Raw genomic sequence first — 16,127 nt, 5'->3', positions numbered from 1 at the left:
TATGAAAAGAATACTGCTCTGTCTAGTTGGAATAGTAGCTGCCATATTTTTAATTCCTGTTATCAATACAATCACCAATTCTTTTATGGCTACAGAACAGCTTTATACATCAGGGTTACAATTCCTGCCACAAAGATTCAATATTCAGCAATACTATATCCTGACTGTCTTCAAAGGAGAATATTTTAAGTTTTTCTTAAACTCAATTAAACTAACTGGATTCATAATAGTAGGGCAGGTTATTATTGGAGTTATTACAGCCTTTGCATTTGCTAAAATGAAATTTCCGGGAAGGGACTGGATTTTTGCCATATACATATTGGTGGCATTATTGCCATTTCAGGTAACTCTTGTACCTAACACAATAATATTTAATGCCCTAGAGCGTACCTTAAGCTTTAGAATAATAGACACCCATTGGTCAATTATATTACCTGGTGTATTTTCTTCCTTTGGAATTTTTCTTTTAAAGCAGTTTATAACCAACATACCAAATGAGCTAATAGAAGCGGCTAGAATTGATGGTGCAGGGGATATGAGGATTTTCTTCAGAATTGTACTGCCTATGGTAACACCTGCTGTCTTTATCTTGGTCATGTTAACCTTCATAGATTATTGGAATGTAGTAGAGCAAGCATTTATTTTTCTAGACACTCCCGGTCGATTTCCTCTGTCTGTATTTTTAGAAGACATATACTATGAAGATTTTGAAGTTTTTTATTCAGGTGCAGTATTGTACTTTATACCAGCTATTATAATCTTTTTAAAGGGTGAAAAATATTTAACTGAAAGTATTGGGCTAGGAGGACTAAAATAATGATAAAAAGTAAAGTTTTAAGTTTTTCTAAAAAGGTGTTAATAGAGTTTTTCATACTAGTATTTATAATTGGATTTTTCTCTAAATCTTTTATAAGCTATTCACTACCCCAAGCCAGATCAGTTTTAGCCTTTTCTGGTACCTTTAATGAGAGCATTTCAATTGAAGGAGGACTGAAATATAAAGATGTTTATTTGGTTCGACTAGGGTCAAGGGTTATTGTACGGGACTTCTTTATAGAACCTGGAAGAAGGGTAAGTAAAGGAACACCCCTATTTCAAATAAATTTAGATTATGGAATAAATGATTATCAGCAGCAAAATGGTGAGCTTCAAATAAAGATTGAGAGGGAAAGGAATAACCTTACCAGATTACATAGTACCAGCTTTTTAATTGACGAAAGCAATATTGCTTCTTTAAAGAGAAGGATACAACAAGAGGAGGCTGAGCTTGATAGGTTAAACTCTCTATACCAATCGGGGGCTATTCCATTAACTGATGTGGAGAAAAAAGATAATGAACTTCTTAACTTGAAAGAAAACTTAATGATTGAAGAAATAAAAATGAAGGAAAAGGCCTTGGATGTAGAGCTTCAGATTAAGGAAGGCCATAATACTATTGCCAGATTAGAAGCTGAGATACTTGAAAATGAAAGGAAAAATGAGTTTTATGCCAACATCGGAGATGATGGGATATACTATGCAGAATTTGATGGAATAATAGTATCTCGAGGGCAAGCAAATAAGGTAATACCAATAGATGAAACCATAATGGAAATTGCTGTTATTACAGAGGATACATCTGTTATGAGAAGAGACTTAATATTCTCAGGATTAGTTCCAGTGGAATACGCAGACTACTTTGAGATAGGAAAATCTGTGTACATTGAAATATTAGATTTAAAAGAATCTATTAGATTTAGGGTTACTGATGTAAGTTATGGAGATAAGGATTATGTAAGAGTTGAGGGAGATTTCATTGATGAAAGAATAAGTCGTATAGTCCCTTTAAGAAATTATAAGGGAGTTGTAAAAAAGCAGAATTATGGATCTAACGTTGTCCCTAAATCAGCAGTAATTACTACAAATTTTAAACCGGGTGAAGTAGGAAAGGTATTTTTGGTGGAGACCACAGAGGGAATATTAGGGAAGCAACACACTGCTAGGGAAGTAGAAATTACTATTGATGAAGTTGGTGATCAAAGGGTTAGCATTATAGGGCTTGAAGGTTACGAAAATCCCAGAGTAATTACTAATCTTTCCTATAAAATAAGAGACGGAGTGAAGGTATTCCATGGTAATTAAAAGGATTTACATACTGACTTTAATTATACTATGCTCCCTTACAGGATATTTTTATCTGCAGGAAAATCATAATCCCTATAGTGTTGAAGTCTTTATAGAAGACCTTGTAACCCATGAAAAAATAAAAGAAATTGCCCAAAGTCAAAGCATAATATACTCATTGAACTATGAAATTAAGTATAGAAATGAAAATGTTATGATGACCACCGGGTATGATACTATGTTTAAAAATATTAATGTTATTGAAGGAAATTTTATAACAATGGCTGATAGAAATGCAGTTGTAATAGGAGACTTGGTGTCTAATTCATATTATAGAACATCAGAGTCTGTAGGAAGAAACCTTACAATTTTAGGGAAAGAGCATATAGTTATTGGAGTAATAGAGGACAGTACAGATATTTATGTATCCTATGATGAGAAGCTACTAAATAGGCAATGGGATAGAATTATCCTTCGTTTTATGCCACCATCAGATTCTATATTTGATAGAAAGGTGGAGGATGTAAAGAGGGTTATAGATACAAATGGGATAAGATACAGTGAAATGATAGTTCTAAGGGAAAAGATTGACTCCTATGTTAACTATATAATTGCAGCCATAATAGGAATTTTAATTACATTAGCTATAAAGCCAGGTTTAAAACTAATAAATGATATTAAAAGATTGTATAAAGGCTATAAAGAGAATCACAAAACAATTGAATGGTATCGATACATAATAAACAACAAAAAAAGCACTTTGAAGATTTGTATTTTATTGGGTGGAGGAGTTATAGTAGCATTAATAATGTATCAACTGACTAAAATCATTACAATACCAAAGGAATTAATTCCTGATAATTTATTTTCGCCAGTTAGCTACATAAATCAAGCTAAGTCACTATTTGAAATATGGTATGAAAGGATGAATAGAGGCTTTAGTCACTTTTTGATTAATAGATTATTGGTTAATTTTAGCATGATAGCTGTTATCTTTGCCGTTCAAATAAAATGGCTATTAAAAGACCCATGTCAAATCCATTATGAAGGAGAACAGAGGATTGAAAACTAAGAAGCTTATAATCATTACTCTTTTTGTAATCCTGCTGCTACTTTTATTGGTTTTAAGAGGCATATGGCCTACTGCAGAGGAGCAGGAGGAAAATGAAATAGTTATTCTTTTCCCTTATAGTGATACCCCAATGGAAAGCTATGCCTTTATAGAAACCTATAGACGACAATATGAAGAGGAAACTGGGGTAAAGGTAAGAATTGAAAAAATAAGAGCAGGTAATCCTGATAAATACACCATGAAGAGAAACAGTATGCTATATATGAAGAATGGACCTACCTTATTGCTATTGGGGCCTTTTGATAACGCTAGGGAATTTGTAGAAAAGGGAGTTGCCCTTGAAATAACTGGTAAAATCCAAAATCAAGAAAAGCTATACAATGGTTTAAAGGACGACTACTACCTTCCCATAAAAATTCATGGGAGGACAATTTCCATTAATAGAGAACTCCTGAATAAATTAAATATTCCAGAGCCAGGACTTGATTGGACTTTAGCTGATCATGACTATTATTGGGAGAGGGCTCTTGAGGCTGAGGATATCTACTTTAACAGGAATCTATTCTATCAAATAGTGGGAATGAAGATTAGAGATTTGACTTTTATTGATGAAGAATCAAATAGGGCCCTTCTGAATAGCAATGAAACTAAAAAGGTAATAGAAGAAATTAGAGAAGAAGTTTTTTCAGGTAAGTATATTTTAGAAGAAAGCTATACCTATGAAAACTATTATAGAATGTTCCACGAGCTTAATTCTCAAGAAAGCAAAGACTCATGGGATAAGTACATGGCAAATTCGGCTAGGTTTTTCATTATGAACTCGGTAGGCCATCATTATAACGGTTTAACCAGTATACGAATGGATAATGTGTTTAAACATATTACAACCTCCCTTTTGGTACCAGATGTTCGAGGTAATGAAATTCATTCAGTTGGATTTGTTGTAAATAGAAATGGGAAAAATGTAGATCTTGGCTTAGACTTCCTAAATTTCTTAATAAGTGATGAAATACAATTCAATATTTATGAGAGAGAAGCTGAATGGGAAAATGCAACTAATGCCCCTGTTAATAAAGCTATAATGAGTGAGGTTGAAAGAATAGAAAGTAATAGAGGGATTTTAGAGGAAACCTTAGAGCTAAGAAGATTCATGACAAACAGACTTGATGAAGGGGATTATGAGAGAGTCTTTTACGGACTTGATTCACGAGAAGTAGTAATCAGAAATAGATTTTTTAATGAGCTTATAGATATAGTATTTGCCGATGAACCATATTCAGATGAGGAATTAAGCAGAAGATTGAGAAAAGCAGAAAATGAGCTAACAATTTATATTAATGAATAAAGCCCATTTTCCAATATGATATAATACAGTATAATCTGCTTATTGGAGGTGATAGCTTGCCACTTTATGAATATATATGTAATGAATGTGGAAATTCCTTTGATGAGTTAAGAAGGTCTGAGGATATGGATAAAGAAATAGTATGTACCAAGTGTGGTAGTGTTAAAACAGTTAGAAAGCTTTCAGCCTTTGGTGTTGGTGGAGGTAATGGTAATAAAACTCAATGTGCCAGAAAAAATCAATGCGGTGGTGGCTGACTATAGGCTATCCTTAGGAAAGGATATATTACTAGTCTATATCAAAGATGGAACCTCCAGCAGCTAATGAAATAGTAAATTCCAATGTTGTGGTGGGGTTAATGTAAATAGTCAATTGAGCGGCGGCAGCCGCTCTTCTTGTGCCCGGAGAAAATACTACATCAAAGGGTATACCCACCTTAATTAACAGAGTTATTGCGGCATTAAGTTGAACTATTTGGAGAGTATCAGAGCCTATTATTTTTTTAAACACATCAGTGGTTAATAGTGCAAATACTTCATTTTCAAAGGAAGCCATCTTCATACCCCATTTCCTATTGCTTTGTTATACTGTATATTATGTAATATATATGAGATATGAAATTACTTAGTGACAATTATTTTACATATCTGCCACATACCTTAGCAATTTCATTGGCAGCAAGCATTCCTGTTTGTAATGCCCCCTGCATCCATGCTCTAGAAACTGAGACATGCTCTCCTGCAAAAAAAACACGATTATTATACTCAGGATCTATAGCCTCCTTTGAATAAAGCACCTTCTGCTGAGGTGAATAAAAAGCAAATGCTCCCAAAGACCAAGGATGATTATTCCATAGAAGGGTTTTATGATCAATAACTATGGAGTCTAAGCTTCCATATGGAAGGCCATGAACCTCTTCAATTTGCCTTTTTAATACCTCGAACCTTAAGGGCTCTTTAAAATTTCCTAGACGAACTGAATCCTGAGTCCAATTGTATGAAGCTGTTATCACACCTGGAATATGTGGATTAACAGCACCTACAGAGGGATACCAGATGGTGTTTATTACAAGATCTGTGGCTGAACCACCACCGATAATTCTTTTATTTGGCGGACCTGCCTCCCAAAACCTATAATTACAGAGCATAACAGTCTTTTGAGAAGCTGGCATATTCAGCATTCTAATGGCCTGCATTTTACTGCTGTTGAATACAGGGTTAAGGTTAAAGAGTCTTAGATTAGAAAAAGGAACAGCACAAACAATAAAATCAAATTGATCCTCCTTATAAAGATTTCTTTTTATATGCCTATGGTGAACAGTTACAGATCCATTTTTCTCCATCTGACTCAGGCCCATAACCTGATGACCTGGTAGCCATCTAACATTACCCAGTTTATCTGAGGATATGCAATTACTATATTCCTTAGGTGTTTTACTTAAAAGTGATGAAAGAATAGACAGGGGAAGCTTCACTAAACCCCCAATTATCTCATATGCAAAGGAAAAGCTTACAGGATATAATTCTTGAAGCATTTCAAAAAAACTATGTATTAAAAAACCACCTAGAAAGGGCTCTACACTACTGAGCATTTCTATTGCACCTTTACTTAAGCCAAACTTTTCCATCATTTGACGGATATTAAAGTAATCTGATTGAACAATTTCAGGTGAATATGTAGACTTAATTTGTAAAATTTCCCTCCGGATCTCTGGGGGCATAGCCAAGAGGTAACCCTCAAAAACTTCATCGAAAATTTCAGTCCATGTTTGCTCACGTTCTTTTGGTGTCATATTAAACTCAGGATATATATATTTTTGAACCTCTCTTCCTTCAGGGTCGTTTTGTACTCTAATTCCTTGAACATAGCGAAATGCATTTTCATTTGCTGATATGAATGGTCGTGTTTGAAGCTTGAATAGATTAATATAGTGCCAGGTTGTTTCATGGCTAACTGGAATCCGCATTGGACCAAGCTCTCCGTAAAGAGGTTGCCCTTTATCAAAATAATATGTGTACACTCTACCACCAATACGATCTTCCTCTGCCTCAAAAATGGTTATGTCAAAGCCAGCCTTTCTTAGCTGGAAGGCAGAAGACAGTCCAGCCAAGCCGCCTCCCAAAACAGCCACCTTAATGTTTTTACAGCTTCCTATAGGTACAATAGTTGTAATGTCAGGTGGAGGGTTTAGGAGTTGAACTATATTAAAAAAGTCCTCCAGTCGGTTGTTTTCTTCTAATGCAAGTTTTACCAGTTGATGCCTTTCTTCTGTAGTAGGATTATTGGGTTGAATCATTTTACTCATATAATACCCCCTGATAAATTAAGTAGTTATGTAAAATATATGCTTGAGATAACTAAAAAAAAACCTTGACAATGTTTTAGATAACGTGTTAAATTAATGTTATAAATGCATACGATTTCAAAAGGCTAGGTGTGTCACTGAGTAATATCAGGCATAAACCTATGTGCGGTGTGAATTAGCTTATTCATCGCATTTAGGTTTGTGCCTTTTAAATTTTTTTAGGGGGTAGGGAAATGATTAATAAAAAGAAATATGAAATTATTAAAGTACTAAATAATAATGTAATACTAGCCCTAGAACCTAAAAAAAGGCAGGAAATGATATTGGTTGGTAAGGGTATAGGCTTTGGTAGAAAAGATAAAACAGTTATAAGCCTCTCCAATGATGATCTTGAAAAATCCTTTATTGCCTATGATGAAAAAACTAAGAATCAATACTTTCAGCTTATTGATCAAATTGATTCAAAGGTAATGGGCATAAGTGAAGAAATAATTGCAGAGGCGGAAGAAGCTCTAGGTAAACTAAATTCACATATACATATTGTTTTAACAGATCATATTGGTTTTGCACTAGATAGAATTAAAATGGGAATGGAGATAAGCAACCCTTTTATATATGAAATAAAAACATTATATGATGAAGAATTTAGAGTAGGTATAAAGGCTGCAGAGCTAATAAGAGATAGTCTTCAGATTGATATTTGTGAAGATGAAATCGGTTTTATTGCTCTTCATCTACACTCAGCAAGGCAGAATAAAAAGATCACTGAAACAGTAAAAAACACTCGACTTCTTAAGGAGCTTATACAAATAATTCAAGATGAGCTGTCAATAACCTTAGATATCAAGGATTCAATGTATATTCGCTTAATAAATCATTTAAAACTCGTAATCAATAGGTTGGAAGAAAAATCATATATCGATAATCCTTTATTGGGGGATATTAAAAAGCAATTCTCGGAATCATTCAATATAGCTTATAAAATAGGCGCTCACATATCAAATATTAAGAATATAACCGTCCCAGATAATGAGTTAGGATATATGACAATTCATATTGAAAAACTAAGAAATGAAAAAGAAAAAGTTAGTAAGCGTGTTACTGTTTAATCAGGCATGAGCTTATATACAAATACGACTTATCAATAGGTCGAGGTATATAGTCTCATGCTTTTTTGCATTTATATGAAATAGAAGGAGGGGAGGTATATTTACCATATTGTTTAGATTTACATAAAAATAAGGGGGTAAAGTAAATGGGAAACTTTTTTGGTAAGCTACAAAAACTAGGAAAGGCAATGATGCTTCCAGTGGCAGTTATGCCTGTGGCATCAATTCTTCTAAGGATAGGGCAGGATGATTTGCTTGGTATACCATTTATATCAGCAGCAGGTAGTGCAGTTTTTGCAAATTTAGCAATACTTTTTGCTATAGGTATAGCTGTAGGACTGGCAAAGGATAATGCAGGAGCAGCTGGACTTGCCGGTGCAGTAGGTTACTTTACGTTAACAAGTGGTGCTACTGCAATTAATTCCACTGTAAATATGGGGGTATTGGCTGGTATTATATCTGGTATTATCGCAGGAATTTTATATAATAAATATCATAATATTAAGCTACCAGAATGGTTAGGTTTCTTTGGAGGAAGAAGGTTTGTGCCAATAGTTACATCCTGGGTATGTATAGTTTTGGCTATAGTGTTTGGAAATTTTTGGCCTTATGTACAAAATGTAATTGATGCTGTAGGACAATGGATTATCGGTGCAGGTGCACTGGGAGTATTCACCTTTGGCTTCCTAAATAGATTATTGATACCTGTTGGTCTGCATCATATACTTAATACCTTAGTTTGGTTTATTTTTGGTGATTTTGCAGGTGTTGATGGAGCAGTAGTTACTGGTGATTTGAGTAGATTTTTTGCCGGTGATCCGACTGCAGGAGCATTTATGGCTGGTTTTTATCCTGTTATGATGTTTGGTTTGGTGGGAGTAGCCCTTGCAATATATACTACAGCTAAGCCAGAGAACAGGAAAACCTTAGGAGGTGCACTTTTTTCTGTAGGTTTTACTTCCTTCCTTACTGGTATTACAGAGCCAATTGAATTTATGTTTATGTTTTTAGCACCGGTACTTTATGTATTACATGCATTGCTAACGGGAGTTTCATTTGTAATAGTTTATATATTGAATATTAAGCATGGTTTTGGATTCTCAGCAGGGTTATTTGATTTTGCACTGAACATGAAGCTGGCAACAAATGGCTGGATGCTACTTCCTATTGGTCTTATATTTTTAGCAATATATTATGTTATATTTGTTTTTGCCATAAAGAAAATGAATTTACCCACACCTGGAAGACTAGACGAAGAAGGTGCGGGCTCAGAATGCATAATTGCCGACAAAGGTATTCATGACTTAGCAAAAGAATATATTGCTAAACTGGGAGGAGCTGATAATATCATTGAGGTAGACTCCTGTATAACTAGATTAAGATTAACTTTAAAGGACAGTAGTATTGTTAAGGATGAAGAGCTAAGGGCACTTGGAGCATCAGGAGTGTTAAGACCAAGTAAAAAGAATATGCAAGTTGTGGTTGGAACAAAGGCAGAGTTAATTGCTGAAGAGATGAAAAATTATTTAATTACACTACAAAAAGCTTAAGCTATAGCCTTATAGTATATGACGATCCTATTGGATTGGATCGTCATATACATATATAGGTTATGGACTTCATTTCAATATTTGGGTCTATACTAAATGTTATGAGCTGGAGGTATACAATGAAAATCATTATCCTAAAGGACAGCAATGAATTAAGTAAAAGAGCAGCTCAAATCTTAGCCAATCAAATAATGGTGAAACCAAATTCTTCAATTGGTTTAGCAACTGGAGATACACCATTAGGTATGTATAAAGAGCTAATAAAACTTTATTTAAATAACTGCATTGATTTTAGTAGAACTACAACCTTTAACTTAGATGAATATTATGGCCTGAAACCTGATGATCCAAAGAGTTATTATTACTATATGTATAATAATTTATTTAAATATGTTAATATCGACTATGAAAATGTAAATATACCCAATGGTATATGTGAAAGTATAGAGGATGAGTGTAATAGATATGAAAAAGAAATTGAAAAAGCTGGTGGAATAGATCTGCAAATACTGGGAATAGGAAGAAATGGACATGTTGGGTTTAATGAGCCGGATGCGAATTTTGAGGCTAAAACCCATATCATTCATTTAAAGGAAGATACTATTCTAGCAAATTCTAGATTTTTTACATCTCCTAATGAAGTACCTAAAAAGGCCATCAGTATGGGCATTAAATCAATAATGAGATCAAGGAAGATATTGTTATTGGCTAAAGGGATAGAGAAAGCCACAGCAATATTTCAAACGGTAAATGGTAAAATTACACCACAGGTTCCTGCTTCAATTTTACAGCTTCACCCAAATGTCACATTGATACTTGACCTGGAGGCGGCATCATTACTGAAGTCTAATGAAATAAACGGAGCAATGGACTTTCCATTATATAATTATATAGAGTAAGGAGGACTAAAGATGTTTGGATTATTCAAAAAAGATAAGGAAGTATCTTTTATTGCCCCTATGGAGGGTGAGGTTGTAGATATAGTAGAAGTACCAGATCAAGTGTTTTCAAGAAAAATGGTTGGAGATGGTATAGCAATTAAGCCTACTACTGGTGTAGTTGTTGCACCATGCAATGGAAAAATTGTAAGTCTCTTACCCTCAAATCATGCAGTAGGAATTATTGATGATGATGGTATAGAGATATTGATTCATGTAGGTATAGATACGGTAGAGCTAAAGGGAAAGGGATTAAAGAGCTTTGTAAATGTGGGAGATGTAGTGAAGAAAGGGGATCTATTAATTGAAGCTGATTTAAAATTTATAGAGTCTGCTGGAAAATCAACAATTACTCCAATAATCATTACAAATATGGGCAATGTTAAGGAAATAGTTAAAATTCAAGGAAATGTTGAAGTAGGTAAAGGTGAGGTTATGAAAATATTAATAAAAGCTTAGATTTGCTGAAATGAAAAGGGGATGAGTTATGGAAAAGGTGGAGGTTATATTAAATAACAAAACTGGCTTGCATGCTAGGCCAGCTTCAGTTATAACAAAAGTAGCATCAAGGTTTAAATCTGATATTAAAATTACTAAGGATGGTAGAGAAGGCAATGCTAAAAGTATAGTAAGTATATTGAGTATAGCAGCAGTTTATGGAGATTCACTATTTATATCGGCTGAAGGTATAGATGATATGGAGGCAATTACTACCATAAAGCAGCTTATTGAAAATAACTTTGTTGAATAGTATTGGAGTATGTATAACTAAATATCTAGTGCTAAGGGGAGTCAAAATATGACTCTTTTTTATTTGTAAAATCATAATTTTTCTAGAGATTGGAATACTACCAGTAGCAAGCTTTCACAAGGGAAAGGAGTATTTAAATGAAAAAATATAAAAGGACTGTAATACTACTTATAATTATTGCTTTAGCATTATCCTTTGGATGTGGACCAAGGGAGGAGCCAGAAGCTAGGGACCCAGTAGATGAAGATCCCAGGGTAGTTGTACCCAGTCCTGAGGATATGCTGGTTGCCGCAGAGGATTGGAAGGAAGAATATCCTTTAATTTACGAGTCATTTATTAGAACATCAAGAATGCAGGATAATAAAGTAGAGGACTCCTCATTAGGTGGACTCCATCCTATTGATTACTTAAAAAAATATCCCAACATAATTACCTTATATGAAGGCATGGGTTTTTCAAAAGAATATTACATAGCACGAGGTCACTATTACGCATTGGAGGATGTTATTAATACATCTAGGCCTAAGCCTGGTGCTTCATGTTTAGCCTGTAAAACTTCAGAATATGAGAAACTATATGTTGAGCACGGTGACGACTTATTTGCTAGGGATTTTCAAAAAACCTCTCAGGAAATAAGCCATAGCATTAGCTGTTACAACTGTCATAGAAATGAACCAGCTGATGGAGAAATTCAAATAACCTCGCCACATTTTGCTTTGGGCATTGAAAAGCTTGAAACAACACCAAAGGCTGGTACTCAAGCATGCGCTCAATGTCACGTAGAGTACTATCTTGACCCTGAGACAAGGGAGGTAATTCTACCTTGGGACAATGGGATTGGTGTAGATGAAATAGAAAGCTTTTTTGACGAAAGAGATTATTATGACTGGGAGCATCCCCGAACTGGCACACCCCTTATCAAGGTGCAGCATCCTGAGTTTGAAATGTATACAGGTAGCATACATGACCAAATGGGTGTCAGCTGCGCTGATTGCCACATGCCAAGGGTTGAAGAAAATGGTCAGGAATATAAATCCCATTGGGCAAAAAGTCCATTAAAGACTGTGGAGGAGTCCTGTGGAAGGTGTCATGGAGCTGATAACGAGGGGCTTATTGCCCAGGTGCAGGAGGGACAAAGAGAAATTGAAAGCCTACAGGTACAAGTAAGTGACATGCTGGTAAAGCTAATTGCAGATTTCGGAGTGGCACTAGAGGAACAAGAGCTTGATGATGATACAATTGATCAGCTTAGAAGTCTTCATCGAAAATCTCAGTACAGATGGGATTTTGTATTTGTAGAAAACAGTACAGGCTTTCATGACTATGATAAAGCTAGAGAAACATTGGAAAGTGCAAAAGAATATGCAAGAGAGGCATTAAATATATTAGAAGCACAATAATTTAAGTAAAAAAAACTACCACAATCTTTGAGGTTTAAGATTGTGGTAGTTTGTCTATATTCAATAAAAGGAAGTATATGTATTTTATTATATCCTTAGCTATTAAGGATCAACAAATATGATATAGGAGATTGAAATGATAAAACCCAAAGTATTAATTAACAAGATAAAATCAATGAAGCTTGGATTGCTTCTACTAATGCTGCTGGCAAGCATATCAGTAATTGGATCATTTATACCTCAAGGTAGGGATATGGCTTTTTATGAAAGCATGTTTTCTAAAGAGGGGGCCCTATGGATAGAGCGATTAAAGCTATATGATATATATCATGGATGGGTTTTTATATTTCTGTTTGCTGGCCTGTGCATAAACTTATTTCTTTGTAGTGTTACAAGAATAAACGGAATAATAAAAAAGGTAAAGGAACTACCCTCCATAGAAAAGATGATTAAAGTAGAAACATATCAGGCATCAACGGAATTAGATGAAAAACAAATACTTTCAGCCTTTAGAAGATATGGTTTCAATAAATATTATAAGAGTAAATATAACGAGGGTTATTACAGCAGGAGGAATGTACTAGGTTATTTCGGATCATGGCTAATACATATGGGTTTGTTATTTATTATAGTTGCCTATGGATACGGTCAATTTACCAGCTACTCTACTGCAGTTTATGGAATAGCTGGTGATGTAATAGAAGTAGGAAACACTCAATATAAAATTGCCATCAATGATTTTCAAGTAATACATAGAGAAGATGGCAGTATTAGTCAATATATAACCGAGGCAGACTTAATGGATTTAGAAGGAAACCTATTAAAATCCTCGGAAATATATGTAAACAAACCCCTAAGATATGACAGATACAATTTTTATCAAACAGCAAGTGGTTGGACAGTTGGTATTAGTTATATTAGGGATGAGGTTTTACAGTATGATGATATATTATACGAAGGAACTGCTCTCATTAATGAAAATGATAATATTGCTATAATGTTTTCTAAGTTTTATCCAGATTTCCTTGAGACAGATAAAGGATTCTTCAATAATTCACCGATGCTAAATAACCCTAAAATCCTTTACTCGATTTTTTATCGTGAAAATCGTGTTGCCATGAACTTTGTTGACCCAGGTGAAATGATTACCTGGAACAATTATAAATTTATTTTTGATAATCCTAACCAATATACATATTTGCAAGTAAATAGAATAAAAGGGAAGTCTATTATTTCAATTGGGTCATCATTGATTATCATTGGTCTTATCCTTGTATTTTATCTTAAGCCCCAAGTGCTTGTAATTGATAAAAGCTATAATGAGGTTAATATATACAGGTATTAAAATAAAAAAGCAATATTTCAGGAGGGTTTGTTATGTTATTAGAAAGTCATAGCTTTAATATTGCATTTCTTCTTTATGGTTTATCCATGGTGCTTTACTTAGTTTTTTTTATTCTTAGAAGTGATAAATATGCAAGTCTAGCAAGCTATTTAGTTATTTGTGGTCTGCTTTTCCACACTATATCTTTAGCCACAAGAACAGTAGAGGCAAGCAGATTACCTTTAAGTAATCAATACGAGTTTGCCACCAGCTTCTCCTGGGGTATAGCAGCATGCTTAATAGCATTCGAAAAAAAATATAGATTTAAAATACTTGGCACCTTTGTTTGCCCTATAATAGTACTGGTTACCTTTTATGCAGCACTACAGTCAAGAGAAATCAGACCTTTAATGCCAGCACTGCAAAGTAATTGGATAATTCTTCATGTCAGCACTGCAGTTATTAGCTATGGTGCATTTGCAGTTGCTTGTGGTATATCTGTTATGTTTTTGATTAAGAGCTACTTAAACAAAAATAGCTTCATACAAAAAAATATGCCTTCACTAGAAATATTAGATACCATTAGCTATAGAGCCATAGGGTTAGGCTTTGTCATGCTTACTATAGTAATAGTAAGCGGAGCAATATGGGCAGATCAAGCATGGGGAAGATACTGGCAGTGGGACCCAAAGGAAACATGGTCCTTTATAACCTGGATAATTTATGCTGTATATTTGCATGTGCGGCTTTCAAGGGGATGGAAATATAAAAATGCAGCATGGTTTGCAATAATAGGATTTTTATCAATCCTGTTTACTTATGTAGGAGTAAATACCTTGTTAACTGGATATCATTCATATGCAATAATATGGTTGAATATGTTATAATGTATTGATAAACTAAACAGGCAGGTGAAATATTATGCTTTTTAAAATAAAACTACCACTGTTGTTGGTTTGTTTTTTAATCATGGCTCTGTTTATAACAGGCTGTGGTAGAGGTGAGAAGTTTGATTCATCTTTAAATGATGACGAAGCAATAGACTTGGAAGAAGCTATAGATGTTAAGGAAGATGATACAAGACTTTTTTCCTTTGAAGAATTAAAGGATAAGCTATTGGAAGCTACTTTAATAGAACTAAAGGACACTGACAATCAAACAATTGGAGCCATTTCTGATAGAGATGACATAATAGAACTGGTGGAGACTCTATTCGGTTATCCGTGGCAAGATAAATTTCCAGAGGAAAATCAAGCTTACTCTGTTATTGGTCCAATTAACTTTTACTTCGATGATAAGGATAATATTTTTGGACTGGTGAAGGAAAATTATATTTACATCGAAGGGTATTATTTTTTACCAAATAAAACTCAACAAGAAGCCCTTAAGAAAGTATTTCAACAGAATATATTACATGCACCAGTAAGTGGAACTTAAGAATCAATACAACCTACATTCTAAAAATCAAATGCACCTGTGCTTTCTCGTATTAATTATATACGATTTAGTGCAGGTGCATTTTTCGACTCTATAAATTATTAATATTATTTTCAGTATTAGAGGGTTTTATTATATCCTCTATAAAGCTATTTAGTATTCTTGCTGTAATACCCCATATTATAAAATTTTTATAGCTGTAAAAATAAACTGGATATATACCTTTATTAAAACTATAATTTTCACCATTTTCTATGAGGTGATATGGGAAATCTGATGGGGTAATAAGGCTCATTTCCATATGGTATTTTAGTGGTTGTTGCTTTATAAGCTCATCCAAAGGAACCGTAAAGATTGAATAAACCTCTTCTTTATTATATTTAATTTCTTCGCAATCAACTCCCTTAATTACACCGCAAAATGGATAAATAATAGTATTAAAGGGTGTTATAAGGGTATTCAATTCACCAAGAATATTTATCCTCTTTTCTGATATACCTAATTCTTCAACTGTTTCCCTAATAGCAGTTTCAGTAGGGGTTTCACCAAGCTCAATTTTTCCACCAGGAAAGCATATCTCACCAGGTTGTTTTTTTAAATGATGTGCACGTATCTGGAATAATATATGAAGCTTGTCATCAATTTCTATAATTGGAATTAAAACAGCATACTGCATTGTTATGTCAATAAAGCCGTTGCTTTTTTCACTTAGAACATCAGAAATACTTTTGATTGTCAACATATTTTTACTCCTTAATAGTTTTGTTACCTTATATTATATTGTATCATATCC

17 protein-coding genes are annotated in these 16,127 nt (G+C 34.0%); 14 read left to right on the top strand and 3 right to left on the bottom strand.

Translation table 11 applies throughout. The annotated features are described in order from the left end of the window. Position 1: 1 nt before the first annotated feature. The 5 genes from BLP68_RS02175 to BLP68_RS02155 are packed head-to-tail and all read left to right on the top strand — an operon-like array spanning position 2 to position 4,777. Positions 2–817 (top strand): carbohydrate ABC transporter permease, encoded by an 816-nt coding sequence (locus BLP68_RS02175; protein WP_091539492.1) that lies wholly within the window; start codon positions 2–4, stop codon positions 815–817. Then, positions 817–2,121, top strand: a complete 1,305-nt coding sequence (locus tag BLP68_RS02170) for an HlyD family secretion protein (protein ID WP_091539489.1) — start codon at positions 817–819, stop codon at positions 2,119–2,121. The genes BLP68_RS02175 and BLP68_RS02170 overlap by 1 nt, the downstream gene beginning before the upstream one ends. Further along, positions 2,111–3,175 carry an ABC transporter permease gene (locus tag BLP68_RS02165; RefSeq protein ID WP_091539487.1) on the top strand — a complete coding sequence of 355 codons (1,065 nt, stop codon included), beginning with the start codon at positions 2,111–2,113 and terminating at the stop codon, positions 3,173–3,175. Before BLP68_RS02170 ends, BLP68_RS02165 begins: the two co-directional genes overlap by 11 nt. Continuing rightward, positions 3,165–4,520 carry an extracellular solute-binding protein gene (locus tag BLP68_RS02160; protein WP_176758828.1) on the top strand — a complete coding sequence of 452 codons (1,356 nt, stop codon included), beginning with the start codon at positions 3,165–3,167 and terminating at the stop codon, positions 4,518–4,520. The genes BLP68_RS02165 and BLP68_RS02160 overlap by 11 nt, the downstream gene beginning before the upstream one ends. 56 nt (positions 4,521–4,576) lie before the next feature. Continuing rightward, positions 4,577–4,777 carry an FmdB family zinc ribbon protein gene (locus BLP68_RS02155; protein ID WP_091539482.1) on the top strand — a complete coding sequence of 67 codons (201 nt, stop codon included), beginning with the start codon at positions 4,577–4,579 and terminating at the stop codon, positions 4,775–4,777. Between the two features lie 31 nt (positions 4,778–4,808). Here the strand turns inward: BLP68_RS02155 and BLP68_RS02150 are convergent, their stop codons facing one another. Together BLP68_RS02150 and BLP68_RS02145 are read right to left on the bottom strand one after the other, a co-directional pair. Beyond that, entirely contained in the window at positions 4,809–5,075 is a 267-nt protein-coding gene (locus BLP68_RS02150; protein WP_091539479.1) for a hypothetical protein, read from the bottom strand. 79 nt (positions 5,076–5,154) lie between these two features. Continuing rightward, the gene (locus tag BLP68_RS02145; RefSeq protein ID WP_091539478.1) at positions 5,155–6,825 is read right to left on the bottom strand and encodes a flavin monoamine oxidase family protein; all 1,671 of its coding nucleotides are present in this window, start codon (positions 6,823–6,825) and stop codon (positions 5,155–5,157) included. 233 nt (positions 6,826–7,058) lie between these two features. Between BLP68_RS02145 and BLP68_RS02140 the strand changes: the two genes are divergently transcribed. From BLP68_RS02140 to BLP68_RS02100, 9 genes are all read left to right on the top strand, one after another. After that, complete coding sequence (locus tag BLP68_RS02140) at positions 7,059–7,934, top strand: PRD domain-containing protein (protein ID WP_091539475.1); 876 nt, start codon at positions 7,059–7,061, stop codon at positions 7,932–7,934. A 146-nt stretch (positions 7,935–8,080) separates the two neighbouring features. After that, the gene (gene nagE / locus BLP68_RS02135; RefSeq protein ID WP_091539473.1) at positions 8,081–9,484 is read left to right on the top strand and encodes an N-acetylglucosamine-specific PTS transporter subunit IIBC; all 1,404 of its coding nucleotides are present in this window, start codon (positions 8,081–8,083) and stop codon (positions 9,482–9,484) included. Between the two features lie 119 nt (positions 9,485–9,603). Beyond that, complete coding sequence (nagB, locus tag BLP68_RS02130; protein ID WP_091539471.1) at positions 9,604–10,383, top strand: glucosamine-6-phosphate deaminase; 780 nt, start codon at positions 9,604–9,606, stop codon at positions 10,381–10,383. Positions 10,384–10,395: 12 nt separating this feature from the next. Then, positions 10,396–10,881, top strand: coding sequence for a PTS sugar transporter subunit IIA (locus BLP68_RS02125; RefSeq protein WP_091539468.1), 486 nt, complete (start codon positions 10,396–10,398; stop codon positions 10,879–10,881). A 28-nt stretch (positions 10,882–10,909) separates the two neighbouring features. Then, positions 10,910–11,173 (top strand): HPr family phosphocarrier protein, encoded by a 264-nt coding sequence (locus BLP68_RS02120; RefSeq protein WP_091539466.1) that lies wholly within the window; start codon positions 10,910–10,912, stop codon positions 11,171–11,173. Between the two features lie 137 nt (positions 11,174–11,310). Further along, entirely contained in the window at positions 11,311–12,573 is a 1,263-nt protein-coding gene (locus BLP68_RS02115; protein WP_091539463.1) for an ammonia-forming cytochrome c nitrite reductase subunit c552, read from the top strand. A 136-nt stretch (positions 12,574–12,709) separates the two neighbouring features. Further along, positions 12,710–13,918, top strand: a complete 1,209-nt coding sequence (locus tag BLP68_RS02110; protein WP_091539460.1) for a cytochrome c biogenesis ResB family protein — start codon at positions 12,710–12,712, stop codon at positions 13,916–13,918. A gap of 32 nt (positions 13,919–13,950) precedes the next feature. After that, positions 13,951–14,784: a c-type cytochrome biogenesis protein CcsB gene (gene ccsB / locus BLP68_RS02105; protein ID WP_091539459.1), complete on the top strand. Its 834-nt coding sequence runs from the start codon at positions 13,951–13,953 to the stop codon at positions 14,782–14,784. A gap of 34 nt (positions 14,785–14,818) precedes the next feature. Continuing rightward, positions 14,819–15,334 carry a hypothetical protein gene (locus tag BLP68_RS02100; RefSeq protein WP_091539457.1) on the top strand — a complete coding sequence of 172 codons (516 nt, stop codon included), beginning with the start codon at positions 14,819–14,821 and terminating at the stop codon, positions 15,332–15,334. A 91-nt stretch (positions 15,335–15,425) separates the two neighbouring features. On the opposite strand, the gene BLP68_RS02095 is transcribed toward BLP68_RS02100, so the two are convergent. Then, positions 15,426–16,076 (bottom strand): NUDIX hydrolase, encoded by a 651-nt coding sequence (locus BLP68_RS02095; protein ID WP_091539455.1) that lies wholly within the window; start codon positions 16,074–16,076, stop codon positions 15,426–15,428. Positions 16,077–16,127: the final 51 nt, after the last annotated feature.

Source organism: Alkaliphilus peptidifermentans DSM 18978, from assembly GCF_900101495.1.
Taxonomy (GTDB): Bacteria; Bacillota; Clostridia; order Peptostreptococcales; family Natronincolaceae; genus Alkaliphilus_C; species Alkaliphilus_C peptidifermentans.
The sequence above is the reverse complement of the archived record's forward strand: the minus strand, read 5'-3'. Positions and strand labels throughout refer to the sequence as shown.

Bases quoted from the DNA above. Each gene is read 5' to 3' on its own strand.
- BLP68_RS02175 (WP_091539492.1), top strand. From the start codon at position 2: ATGAAAAGAATACTGCTCTGTCTAGTTGGAATAGTAGCTGCCATATTT.
- BLP68_RS02170 (WP_091539489.1), top strand. From the start codon at position 817: ATGATAAAAAGTAAAGTTTTAAGTTTTTCTAAAAAGGTGTTAATAGAG.
- BLP68_RS02165 (WP_091539487.1), top strand. From the start codon at position 2,111: ATGGTAATTAAAAGGATTTACATACTGACTTTAATTATACTATGCTCC.
- BLP68_RS02150 (WP_091539479.1), bottom strand. From the start codon at position 5,075: ATGGCTTCCTTTGAAAATGAAGTATTTGCACTATTAACCACTGATGTG.
- BLP68_RS02145 (WP_091539478.1), bottom strand. From the start codon at position 6,825: ATGAGTAAAATGATTCAACCCAATAATCCTACTACAGAAGAAAGGCAT.
- BLP68_RS02140 (WP_091539475.1), top strand. From the start codon at position 7,059: ATGATTAATAAAAAGAAATATGAAATTATTAAAGTACTAAATAATAAT.
- nagE (WP_091539473.1), top strand. From the start codon at position 8,081: ATGGGAAACTTTTTTGGTAAGCTACAAAAACTAGGAAAGGCAATGATG.
- nagB (WP_091539471.1), top strand. From the start codon at position 9,604: ATGAAAATCATTATCCTAAAGGACAGCAATGAATTAAGTAAAAGAGCA.
- BLP68_RS02125 (WP_091539468.1), top strand. From the start codon at position 10,396: ATGTTTGGATTATTCAAAAAAGATAAGGAAGTATCTTTTATTGCCCCT.
- BLP68_RS02120 (WP_091539466.1), top strand. From the start codon at position 10,910: ATGGAAAAGGTGGAGGTTATATTAAATAACAAAACTGGCTTGCATGCT.
- BLP68_RS02115 (WP_091539463.1), top strand. From the start codon at position 11,311: ATGAAAAAATATAAAAGGACTGTAATACTACTTATAATTATTGCTTTA.
- BLP68_RS02110 (WP_091539460.1), top strand. From the start codon at position 12,710: ATGATAAAACCCAAAGTATTAATTAACAAGATAAAATCAATGAAGCTT.
- ccsB (WP_091539459.1), top strand. From the start codon at position 13,951: ATGTTATTAGAAAGTCATAGCTTTAATATTGCATTTCTTCTTTATGGT.
- BLP68_RS02100 (WP_091539457.1), top strand. From the start codon at position 14,819: ATGCTTTTTAAAATAAAACTACCACTGTTGTTGGTTTGTTTTTTAATC.
- BLP68_RS02095 (WP_091539455.1), bottom strand. From the start codon at position 16,076: ATGTTGACAATCAAAAGTATTTCTGATGTTCTAAGTGAAAAAAGCAAC.